The sequence below is a fragment of the Cognatundibacterium aquatile genome, from assembly GCF_014699135.1.
Taxonomy (GTDB): domain Bacteria; phylum Pseudomonadota; class Gammaproteobacteria; order Burkholderiales; family Burkholderiaceae_D; genus Undibacterium; species Undibacterium aquatile.
The window spans coordinates 451450-463267 of sequence record NZ_JACOFT010000001.1; the positions used below are offsets into that span (position 1 = coordinate 451450).

Below are 11818 nucleotides of genomic sequence, written 5' to 3' on the forward strand. Positions count from 1 at the left end.
TGCAGCAGCCAAGTCCATCTGAATAGGAAGGGTGCTGACGCTCACTATTCAACACCCCATTTCTCACAATGACCAGACAGATTTATTCTGGAAAACGGACGAGTTTTTTACTTTCTTTGGGCGCTTGATATTGTGCGACATTGAGCTGCATCGCCAGCAAAGAATAATAGGCGTTGATGCCGGTTAAATCGACGACGCCTTTTTTACCAAAACGCTTTTCGGTGCGCGCGAATGTGGCGTCCGAGACGCGCTTGTTTTTATGCAGCTCGGTCGAAAAGTCATACACAATTTCTTCATCTGTAGTCATGCCAACAGGGCGAGTGCCGTCGGCGATGGCGTTGGCGATTTCTGGTTTGATGCCCATTTTGAGCGCGATAGGATAATGCACGTACCATTCAAAATCCTGCGTCCATTCGCGTGCGGTGATTAAAATTGCCAGCTCGCTTAAGGTATTGCCTATCGCCGAGTTGTAGCGCAAATAATCGCCCATGGCTCTGGCCTGCGACATGACTTGCGGGCTGTGCATCAAGGGTTCAAACGGGCCAAATACGGGAACCTTACGCGTCGCCAAAAACTCTTCAGCGGCCTTTTGTTGTTCCGTCGTGTATTGATCGGGTGGTATGGTCGGAAGCCGTTCAGCGGCGTAAGCGGAAGTCGAAATCAAACCGGCAGCGATACTGGAACAAAGTTTATTTTTCATGGAGTCTCCTCAGGGGTGAACGTAAAATTGGGTCAGATAAACAGGCTCAAGATCAGTCAACAAGCAAGCGCTCTGCGCCAGAAATCGGCGGTCGATTTTTACAGCAGATGAACAATGCTGCGGCAACATCCGCTGCGTTTGCAAACGCACTCGACTGAATGATGAGTTGAAGTCGATGGCTTATTATCCTTCAGCATCAGAATGCTTGCAGGGAGATCGAAAATGCCGATACCACCGCGCGAAATCTATGCCGGCGCTGGTGATGTTTTCGTTCGCCATCACATTACCGAAACCTTCTTTGGTAAGTGCTGGCTTTGCATAGTGCCGCACGCAAATGCGTAGCGCCATCCAAACCGCTCGCTCCCGCCATTAAAGCCACCCCATATTTCCGGTAGATGACGCAGACCGGAAAAAAGCAGATCAATTCATCCTCAAGCAGTTACCATTTTTCAGTGGCGAAGACGTCATACAGGCACTGCAATCGATACCAGATAAGGACTTGCGACGCATTGGAGCTCGTTGCTTATTTTTTATCGATCTGATATTTTGCCATTTTGTACTTTAAAACAAGTTAGCGATCTACTGATCAACTCAACCAACCATAGGAAAACTTTCATGCATCCAGTTATTCAGAAAACGCTCGGCGGTCTGTCTTCACGGTACTATTTTCGCCAGTTTTTCTTTGGCCTAGTTGTGGCCGCTCTTATTTTTACTATGTCAACGCAAGGCGGGCGCTCAATACCAATAGGCGTGCTACTCCTTACTGTAATCAACACACTCCTTTACCCATATTCTCGCTTTGTCTATGAAAGTATTGTTGGCTTCATCATGGGGGAAAACGTTTTTTTCGTTAATGCGATATTTATGCTTGTCACGAAATTCATCACAATGGCAATGTGCTGGGTATTCGCCATATTTGTGGCGCCAATTGGTCTTGCTTACCTTTATTACTATCACAGCAAAGCTGAGCGCTAACCAATCATTCAACACGGACTGGCGCGATAGTGCCGCGCCAGCCGGTTAATTCGAACTTAGGCGCCAAGCATAAATATATGAAAATCAACTCAGCACGCGAAAGTATATTTCAACTTAAAAAATCTCTTCCTGAGGTTTTCTCCGCTACTGAAATCATCTACGCTTTTGGCGAAAGCAGGCCAAACATTGGAGACGACTCGAACGAAGAATTCAGAGGATGTCTTGGAGGAAACGACATTGGCGAGAAAAGCGGACTGTATATTTTCTCATCTGAGAATGATGAAATCATATACATTGGAAAAGCCACAAAAGACAATCTTCACGAGAGAGTTTGGGATCATCTAGGGACACCGAAAAGGCTAGAAAACGGCTGGATGACATTCCCAAAAACTAAATTTAACTCGCGTGAATCTTTGGAATTAACAACCAGCATCATAAATGGAAATATCAAGTTGCACGTTTTTACGGTTTCCGATCCTGATGTTGTTTCTGTTATAGAGGTTTACTTACAAGTCATGCATCTAAAAGAATTTGGTAGACTGCCAGTATTCAACAAGCAAATTGGATAACTGTTTTGATATTGAATGACACCTCGATACTCTGTGTATTTATTGCACTCGTAGTGCTGGTCAAAACTCTATGGTTCGCGCCTAACAAGCGCTTCAAATCGTTCTCTTCGCTCTCTGGGGCTGCGTACCGCAGCCCCTACCTAAACGTTAGAGCGCAATGACCACGATGCTGCCTAAAGATATCAAAGACATTGGCCTGATAACAAGAAATTAATCAATAGTTCTGGCGCATCGAATAAGCCTGCAGTCGACTATCCGGCATCTGATGTGGAATCTAATGTGTTCTGTGCCGACATAAAATCTGCGTGATCATCGTGTCATTCGCTGGTTATACAAAATCAGGCAGGCGGAGATGTTGCCGGAAGCTTCGTTGATCCGCCTTCAGCGTTAGACCGAACCAGTTGGCTAAGTGTCGCGCATCTTTGAATTGTGACGCTGCCAATGGCATCCGCTCACCAAACGCTTACTCTTGACATCTCTGTTTCCTGCCGCTTTTCACTTCACTATTTCTCTGATCTGCTCCGCTGAATTTCCATCTGATATGGTTTTTCATCCGTTTCTGCCACTGTTTTTTGCTTCTGCTCCGTAGCACACTGGCACCGTCAATACCAGTGGTGATGGTTCATGGTGGTGGATGCGGTGGTGGGTGTTCTGCATCGGTTTTATCTGAACTGTCTCTTTTTATATCCACAGGATAGACGCAAAACCGCCACGGTGGCGTGATGGCTCTCGGTGATACTGCTTTTGCAGATGTGCATTGCTTGTATCGCTGGCGCTGATGGTGATGTTCTGTAAATCCATGTGAGGCCATGCCTTGCCGGAACAAGTTTGCGTTATTCCTTATCCGTTGTCGTGTGCACTATGCGGTGGCGGGGATTAATTTCTGTTTTTCTATTGAGTGAAATGATGAGTCAGGCAGACGCACGCGTATCCGTAGTGAGTATTTACAGGAAGTTTGATGACATTTATGTCAGGCAGTCGAAGGGGCGGTATACCAACTGGCGCTGGTTTTTTGTCTGGCTCACGCAATGCGTGTTTTATTGTTCGCCCTGGATGAGCTGGAATGGGCGGCAGGCGGTGTTGTTTGATCTTGCTGCGCGTAAGTTTTATTTATTTGGTCTGGTGTTGTTTCCGCAGGATTTCATTTTTCTGGCGGTGCTGCTGATCATCTGCGCTTATTCCTTATTTCTGTTCACGGCGGTGACGGGGCGGGTCTGGTGTGGTTTTTCTTGTCCGCAAACGGTGTACACCGAGATTTTCATGTGGATAGAAAATAAGATCGAGGGGCCGCGCAGTGCGCGTATGCGGCTGGCGAAGCAGTCGATGAATCTGGAAAAATTCACTAAAAAATTCAGCAAGCATACGGTGTGGGGATTGGTCGGTATCTGGACCGGGTTTACCTTCGTCGGTTATTTCATTCCTGTGCATTTGCTGGGTAGCGAAGTGCTGAGTTTTTCTTTGGGGCGGTGGGAAGCATTCTGGATCTTGTTTTACGGTTTCGCGACTTACGGCAATGCGGGTTTCATGCGTGAGCAGATGTGCCGTTACCTGTGTCCGTATGCGCGCTTTCAGGGTTCGATGTTTGATAAAGACACGCTGGTTGTCAGTTACGACAAAGCGCGCGGCGAGCCAAGGAATGTGTTGAATAAATCTGATCCTGCGATGATCGCGAAAGGCGGTTGTATCGATTGCTCTATGTGCGTGCAGGTATGCCCGACGGGTATCGATATCCGCAATGGCTTGCAGCATGATTGCATCGGTTGCGCGGCCTGCGTCGATGCCTGCGATAGTGTGATGGATAAGATAGGCTCACCCCGAGGCTTGATTCGTTTCACAACAGAAAATGCAGTGCAGAACGGGCTGACAACGAAGCAGATCATGCGCAATATCCTGCGTCCACGGGTGCTTATTTATAGTCTGATTCTGATGTCGATGGTAGGCGCATTTGCTTATACACTGACGACGCATGTGCCGTTAAAAATGAATGTGATTCGCGATCGCGGTAATATGGGGCGGATAGTGAATGATGGCGCGGTAGAAAATGTGTACCGCCTGCATATCATGAATTCGGATGAGCAGGCGCATCGTTATCAGATCCGTGTCAGCGGTATTCCGAATATCATGCTGGAAACGGCCAATGAAGTGACGCTGAGTCCGACAGAATCCAGAATCGTACCGGTGACGGTGCGGGTGCCGGGCGGTGACGGTGTGCAAGGTGCCAATCCTATTCATATCGAATTACAGGCGCTGGATAATGAGCAGGTGAAAATTTCTGAAAAAGCGACGTTCTTCGTTCCACGCCAGTAGTCTGCTTAGTGTGCTTAGTGTGTGTATTGCGGCGATGTGCTGATAAACCTACGCAATAATGCGCTGGTCAGCACCGCTGCAATTCAGGTATAACTGTGTTGAAAAGATGGCTGCGCAGATAGAAAAAATATGAAATTGTATGAGACCCTGGCGGAAGATATCGCCCAATCCATCCGCACCGGAGTCATGAAACTCGGGGACAAATTGCCATCGGTGCGCGAGACCAGTATCAGTCGCAGCGTCAGCCCGTCTACTGTTTTTGAAGCCTATTATTTGCTGGAAGCGCGTGGTCTGATACGGGCCAAAGAGCGCAGCGGCTATTACGTGATTGCGGGCGCAAAAAAGCTGCCGCCGGAACCAGAGCGTGTTTCCAACCCGGCCAGCAGTTCGACCGAAGTGGATGTCAGTCGGCTGGTATTTGATATTCTTGAAGCGTCAAAAATGCGCGATGTTGCGCCTTTCGGTTCGGCGTTTCCTAGCCCCTTATTGTTTCCGTTTGATAAGCTCGCCAGTTCAATGAATGCCAGCATGCGGGTGATGGATCCGTGGAGCACGGTCGATGATCTGACGCCCGGCAGCATTCATCTGCGGCGACAGATTGCCTTGCGTTATCTGGTCAGCGGTATGCATGTGCATACCGACGACATCATCATCACCAGCGGCGCGCTGGATGCGCTGAATTTGTGTCTGCTGGCGGTAACCAGACCGGGCGATGCGGTGATTATTGAGTCCCCCAGTTTTTACGGTGCCTTGCAGGCACTCGAACGTCTGGGCTTGAGAGCAATTGAAGTGCCGACGCATCCGCGTGAAGGCGTTGATCTGAATGCGCTGGCGAATGCGATAGAACAGCATCAGCCGAAAGCGTGCTGGCTGATGACGAATTTCCAGAATCCTCTTGGCAGCCAGATGTCGGATGAAAAAAAGCGCGCGCTGGTGGAACTGATCACCCGCTACGAATTGCCGCTGATTGAAGACGATGTGTATGCCGAGTTGTATTTCGGCGAGCGCCGCCCGTTGCCGGCAAAAGCCTTTGATAGCAAAGGGCTGGTCATGCATTGTTCGTCGTTTTCCAAATCGCTGGCACCGGGCTTTCGTGTCGGTTGGGCGATGCCGGGGCGGTTTACCAGCGCGGTTGCCAGACATAAACTGACCACGACCTTATCGGCCTCTGTTCCTGCACAAGAGGCGCTGGCGGATTATCTGGCGAAGGGGCAGTTTGATCGTCATTTGCGGCAGTTGCGGCATGTTTTATCGGTGCAGCAAAGCGCGGTGATTGAGGCGATAGCCCGTTATTTTCCGGCAGAGACAAAAGCGACGCGGCCGGGTGGCGGCTATTTTTCATGGGTAGAATTGCCCGCGCATGTGGATGCCTTAGAGGTACATCGGCGGGCATTATCATTGGGCATCAGTGTCGCGCCGGGACCGATGTTTTCAGCGCAACGGCATTTCAAAAACTGTCTGCGTATCAATTATGGACATCGCTTTGATGCACGTATGGATGCGGCCTTGCAGACACTGGGGAAATTGGTGATCAGCCTGATGTGATGGTCGAGGCCGGTGCGGTGATGAATGGCGAACGCAAGATCAGGGAAAATTCGACGCAAATTTCGCACAAGATAAGCGAACGTTAGCGCTCAAACTTCAATAGAATACAGTGGCTGTATTTTCTGGTTATGCGAGTAAAGGCTCATCGGATAACCGCCTGATCAATCATCATCACACTTAATTTTCTTCCATGAAGCTGTATACCTATTTCCGTAGCTCGGCTGCTTATCGTGTCCGCATTGCGCTGAATCTGAAACAACTGCCGTATGACGCCGTGGCTGTGCATTTGCTGCGCGATGGTGGTCAACAGAAACAGGCAAATTACAAACAGAAAAGCCCGCTAGGCATCGTCCCTGCGCTGGAGACCGAACACGCTGTGCTCACGCAGTCGCTGGCGATCATCGAATGGTTAGATGAAACTTATCCGCAAGTCGCTTTGTTGCCCGACGATGCCGACGGACGCGCCCGCGTCAGAGCGATTGCGCAGACCATCGCCTGTGATATCCACCCTCTGAATAATTTGCGGGTGCTCGCTTATCTGACAAAAAATATCGGCATCACAGAAGAGCAGAAAAATGACTGGTACCGGCATTGGGTGAATGAAGGGCTGGCAGCGGTCGAGCAATTGCTCGCCAACGACCCGCGCACCGGCATTTTCTGCCATGGCGATACGCCGGGACTGGCGGATTGCTGCCTGATCCCGCAAGTATTCAATGCCCGCCGTTTCCAATGCCCGCTGGACGACTTACCCGTGATCAGCCGCATCGTTGCTGCGTGTGAATCGCTGCCAGCATTTCAACTGGCGGCACCAGCACAGCAATTTGATGCGGAATAGTTGGCAGGTCCTCGCTCGGGGCTAGAAAAGGCGCTGGCTGGCAACGCTTGCAGCGCTTTATGGTAATATATGAATTGTTTATGTTTCATATATAAGAAAAGCCATGGGCATCGTAAAAATTTCCGAACAAATGCATGAGAATCTGCGTGTTGCCAGCAATGCGCTCTCTCGTTCTATCAACGCGCAGGCTGAACACTGGATGCGTATCGGCATGTTGGCCGAAATCTACCCTGATCTGGATCACCGCGATATCTGTCAGTTGCTGATTCGTGCCGAACAGGCCGGTGGCTTCGATCTGGCGACTTTATCGTCTATCCGTACCGCCGGGCCGGGCACTGGCGTCGTGGCCGGAGGTGTGCAATGAGAGGCGCTAAAGTCAAAATTCATACGCCGGACGAAATCGCCATGTCACGCGCCGCCGGCAAACTGGCGGCAGCGGTACTCGATATGATCACACCGCATGTCAAACCGGGCGTCAGTACCGAAGAATTGGATAAGCTGTGCCATGATTACATCGTGGATGAACTCAAGGCGATTCCTGCCAATATCGGCTATCACGGTTTCCCAAAAACGATTTGCGCTTCGGTGAATCACGTGGTTTGTCATGGTATTCCGTCATCGACAAAAATTCTGAAAAAAGGCGATATCGTTAACATTGACGTTGCCGTCATCAAAGACGGCTGGTTTGGTGATACCAGCCGCATGTATTTTGCCGGAGAGCCCAGCCCACAGGCACGCCGACTGGTGAATACGACCTATGAGGCAATGCGGGCGGGCATCATGCAGGTGCGCCCAGGTGCGACACTGGGCGATGTCGGCCATGCGATCCAGACCATTGCGCATCGCGATCGTTTCAACGTGGTACGTGAGTACTGCGGCCACGGTATCGGCAAAATTTATCATGATGAGCCGCAGGTGCTGCATTACGGCAAACGTGGTGAAGGTTTGCGCCTCGAAGAAGGCATGATTTTCACGATAGAACCGATGATCAATGCCGGAAAACGCGGCGTCAAAGAATTGCAGGATGGCTGGACTGTCGTGACGCAGGATCATTCTTTATCGGCACAATGGGAGCACATGGTGGTGGTGACAGCCAACGGTTTTGAAGTGCTGACACCATGGCCAGACGGCACTGGTACATATCCTGCAATTGCCTGAGTTATTTAGTCAGCCCTTTCCTGATGATAGAAAGTGGCTGACTGCAACGCCATTCAGTGGGCACCGGTCGCGGAACTACCTGGTGCGAAGCGATCCAGGACGTGGCTGGTCATGCCCTTGGCTAATTCTTCTTCACCAAAGAATACGGAACCGATGCCCTCGTTATGCAACAGGACGGATTCTTCTTCGTTATGGGTACGCAGAATGATTTCGATAGCCGGGTTGAGCGTGCGTGCCGTTTCAGCCATCTGGCGGACGTTGATCGTATCCGGTGTCGCCACCACCAGCATCGCAGCGTTGGCGATATGTGCCTGAATCAGCACAGCCGGATCGCCTGCATTACCTGACACGGCGGCGCGACCGTTTTTACGTAAATCTTCTACCACTTCACGGTTTTGTTCTGCCACAACGTAAGGAATACCGCGTTCATCCAGTGCTTTCGCAATACGTCTGCCGACACGACCGTAGCCGACCAGCACCACTTGTCCCTCCAGATATTTGCGCTCGGTACTCATAGGTAGTTCGGCGTAAGGGTCGAGATTAACTTCCAGGCGACGTGCCAATGCCGAACGATCCAGTATCCAGCGGCGGAACGGTGATATCGCGGTAAAGACGAAAGAATTCAGTGCGATAGAAATCAGTGCGCCCGCCAGAATCAGATTGACACCTTCGGCTGGTAACAAACCGATGGATTTTCCGAGCCCGGCCAGAATGAATGAGAATTCACCGATCTGGGCGAGGCTGGCGGCAATTGTCAGCGCCGTATTCAGCGGATATTTAAAGACCAGTACCAGCGTGGCCGCCGGGATGGAGTTGCCCAGCAGGATAATCGCAACCACGCCCAATACATGCAGCGGCCGGTCAACCAGCACCGACGGATCAAACAGCATACCGACCGAGACAAAAAACAGTACCGAGAATGCGTCGCGTAAAGGCAGCGATTCTTCTGCGGCACGATGACTGAATTCGGATTCGCGCATGACTGAACCCGCAAAAAATGCACCGAGCGCGAATGACACTTTGAATAATTCGGCCGCACCATAGGCAATACCAATCGCTGTTGCGATCACGGATAATGTGAACAATTCACGCGAACCGGTGCGCGCAACCTGCCACAGCATCCACGGCAACAGGCGTCGTCCAACGACCAGCATCAGTACAATAAATGCAGTGACTTGCAGCAGTGTCTGACCTATTGTTGACCACAAAGAACTGCTGTTGGCCACTGCAGTATGACTGCCGAGTATGCCAGCCAATGCAGGCAGCAACACCAATACCATGACCGTTACCAGATCCTGTACCACCAGCCAGCCTACGGCAATTTTGCCATTCATGGTATCGAGCAGATTGCGTGCTTCTAATGACTTCAGCAACACTACCGTGCTGGCACAGGATAAGGACAAACCGAATACCAGCGCCGCACCAAATGACCAGCCCCACCACGAGGCAAGCCCGATACCGAGTAAAGCGGCACATCCCATCTGCACGATGGCTCCCGGCACGGCGAGACGTTTGACAGCAAGCAGGTCGGCAGGCGAAAAATGCAGGCCTACGCCGAACATCAGCAACATGATGCCGATTTCAGAAAGCTGCGAAGCGATATTGACGTCGGCCACAAAGCCTGGCGACGCCGGTCCGATAATGATGCCCGCTACAAGATAACCAACTAAGGCGGGTACTTTAATCCGTTCAGCGATGAAGCCGAGAATGAGTGCGACACCAAAAGCGGCCGCGACAGTGGTGATCAGAGATACGCCGTGATCCATTCAATCCCTTTCTTCAGACAGCCCGGTGAGCATGACTGACAATGTTACTGAGGTGATACCAGTGCGTGCACTGGCGCAGAAGCTTTCCTGGTCTCTGCCGTGGATGGCAAGACGATACGCAGCATGTGCGTGGAAAGGTAGTGTATCGCAGAGCGTGTGGTTACCATTCGATCAAGCTCAATGGTCGTGCCTGCGGGTGAATTTATTTCTATGATACTTTGCTATGTCAATATCAGACAAGCAATAAGGCGGTCACTTATCAGATTCCACTCATCGCAACTTGTCGCCGCATCTCACAGACAAATGAAAAATTTCGTTAAATGGGGTTAATTTATATTAAAAAAATCTAATTTGACATCACCTGAAATTGCAACTGAGGCTAATCTTCGGGCTGAAAACAGTCAACTGTCAGAGATTCTTATGGCCAATACAAGCAAATACTACATAGACACCATTTTCGCGAGGGCGGACAAAGTTATTTTGGCCGTGTTGGGCGGAATGCAGATATTTTCATTTGCGCTCGCCGACTGGTATGGAACATGGATACTCTCTTTTCTGATCGGTCTGCCTGTACTATTGATTTCGATCGCTCTTGTCTATGCAAAACCGGGGCAGTTGCTGACCCGTCTGTTCAATGGATGCGCAGTCATGATTTATTGCGCTTTGCATATCCATCAATCAATGGGGATGACAGAAATTCACTTTGGTATTTTTGCATTCCTGGCGTTTTTGGTGATTTATGGTGACTGGCGCGTGATATTGGCGTCCGCAGTCGTGGTGGCAGCGCATCATTTCAGTTTTAATTATCTGCAGGAATTAGGCGTCGGTGTTTTCTGCTTTACCAAACCAAGCTGGCTGATTCTGCTCACGCATGCTGCTTATGTGGTGGTGGAGGCCGCGGTTTTGTCCTATATCTCGCTGATGATCTATAAAGGGCGATTACAGGAAGGTGAGTTGATGGACTATACGAAGGCGCTGAATGGAGAACAGGGCAGGGTCAACTTACGTGATCACAATACACATCCGGCCAGCGAATCCGGCATTGTGTTGCAGCAAGTGATTACGACTTTGCATGACGCTGTGCGTAACGTCAAAGAAGGGGTCGATTCTATCGTGGTCGCTTCATCTGAAATCGCCACCGGCAATTCTGACCTTTCCCGCCGTACTGAAGCGCAGGCAAGTTCCTTGCAGGAAGCTGCCAGTTCCATGACTCAGCTGACGCACTCCGTGAAGATGAATGCGGATAATGCTTACCATGCAAATGAGCTGGTCATTACCGCCTCTGATATTGCGAGTAAGGGGAACGACATGGTAGGGCAGGTTGTCACGACCATGGGTTCAATCAAAGACAGCTCAAGAAAAATCGTCGATATCATCAGCGTTATTGACGGTATCGCATTCCAGACCAATATCCTCGCTCTGAATGCAGCGGTGGAAGCCGCGCGTGCCGGCGAACAGGGGCGGGGTTTTGCCGTTGTTGCCAGCGAAGTTCGTAATCTTGCTCAGCGCAGTGCGGGTGCTGCCAAAGAGATCAAGGCGCTGATTGATGATTCGGTGGATAAAGTCGAACAGGGCAGCCAGCTTGTTGATAAAGCCGGTCAGACCATGGAAGACATTATGCTCAGTGTGAAGAAAGTAGCCGACATCATGCACGAAATCGCGCAGGCGAGTCAGGAACAGCGCGGTGGAATTGAACAGATCAGCCTGGCCGTCAGCGATATGGATGAGATGACGCAGCAGAATGCGGCATTAGTTGAGGAAGCGGCGGCAGCAGCTGAAAGTATGCGTGAACAGGCTGAGAAGCTGGAGGGTGTGGTTCGTTTGTTTGTGATCGCTGAAGGCAACACGAATAATTTCCATCAGCAGCAGAGTCAGTACGCGCAAACGAAAATACAAAGAACACCAGCCACGCCGGTTGCCCGACTCAGATAATCGCTGAACCTGACGTGAGCTGTGGTTGATT

Annotated in this window: 10 protein-coding genes; 8 read left to right on the forward strand and 2 right to left on the reverse strand. The window is 50.5% G+C overall.

The window, feature by feature from the left end:
• Nucleotides 1–82: 82 nt before the first annotated feature.
• A complete protein-coding gene (locus H8K26_RS02030; RefSeq protein WP_190477020.1) occupies nt 83–700 on the reverse strand; it encodes a carboxymuconolactone decarboxylase family protein in 618 nt (205 codons plus the stop codon).
• A 615-nt stretch (nt 701–1315) separates the two neighbouring features.
• Here H8K26_RS02030 and H8K26_RS02035 point away from each other — a divergent pair.
• The 7 genes from H8K26_RS02035 to map all read left to right on the forward strand — a co-directional run bounded on the left by H8K26_RS02035 (nt 1316) and on the right by map (nt 8089).
• Nucleotides 1316–1675, forward strand: coding sequence for a hypothetical protein (locus H8K26_RS02035; protein ID WP_190477022.1), 360 nt, complete (start codon nt 1316–1318; stop codon nt 1673–1675).
• A gap of 77 nt (nt 1676–1752) precedes the next feature.
• Nucleotides 1753–2244, forward strand: a complete 492-nt coding sequence (locus H8K26_RS02040; protein WP_190477023.1) for a GIY-YIG nuclease family protein — start codon at nt 1753–1755, stop codon at nt 2242–2244.
• 903 nt (nt 2245–3147) lie between these two features.
• Nucleotides 3148–4551: a cytochrome c oxidase accessory protein CcoG gene (ccoG, locus tag H8K26_RS02045; RefSeq protein WP_317889231.1), complete on the forward strand. Its 1404-nt coding sequence runs from the start codon at nt 3148–3150 to the stop codon at nt 4549–4551.
• 129 nt (nt 4552–4680) lie between these two features.
• Nucleotides 4681–6096, forward strand: a complete 1416-nt coding sequence (locus H8K26_RS02050; RefSeq protein WP_190477024.1) for an aminotransferase-like domain-containing protein — start codon at nt 4681–4683, stop codon at nt 6094–6096.
• 190 nt (nt 6097–6286) lie between these two features.
• Entirely contained in the window at nt 6287–6931 is a 645-nt protein-coding gene (maiA, locus tag H8K26_RS02055; protein WP_190477025.1) for a maleylacetoacetate isomerase, read from the forward strand.
• Between the two features lie 103 nt (nt 6932–7034).
• Entirely contained in the window at nt 7035–7295 is a 261-nt protein-coding gene (locus tag H8K26_RS02060) for a ParD-like family protein (RefSeq protein WP_190477026.1), read from the forward strand.
• Nucleotides 7292–8089 (forward strand): type I methionyl aminopeptidase, encoded by a 798-nt coding sequence (map, locus tag H8K26_RS02065; protein WP_190477027.1) that lies wholly within the window; start codon nt 7292–7294, stop codon nt 8087–8089. The genes H8K26_RS02060 and map overlap by 4 nt, the downstream gene beginning before the upstream one ends.
• A 53-nt stretch (nt 8090–8142) precedes the next feature.
• Here the strand turns inward: map and H8K26_RS02070 are convergent, their stop codons facing one another.
• Entirely contained in the window at nt 8143–9855 is a 1713-nt protein-coding gene (locus tag H8K26_RS02070) for a cation:proton antiporter domain-containing protein (RefSeq protein ID WP_190477028.1), read from the reverse strand.
• 420 nt (nt 9856–10275) lie between these two features.
• Between H8K26_RS02070 and H8K26_RS17920 the strand changes: the two genes are divergently transcribed.
• Nucleotides 10276–11787: a methyl-accepting chemotaxis protein gene (locus H8K26_RS17920; RefSeq protein WP_190477029.1), complete on the forward strand. Its 1512-nt coding sequence runs from the start codon at nt 10276–10278 to the stop codon at nt 11785–11787.
• Nucleotides 11788–11818: the final 31 nt, after the last annotated feature.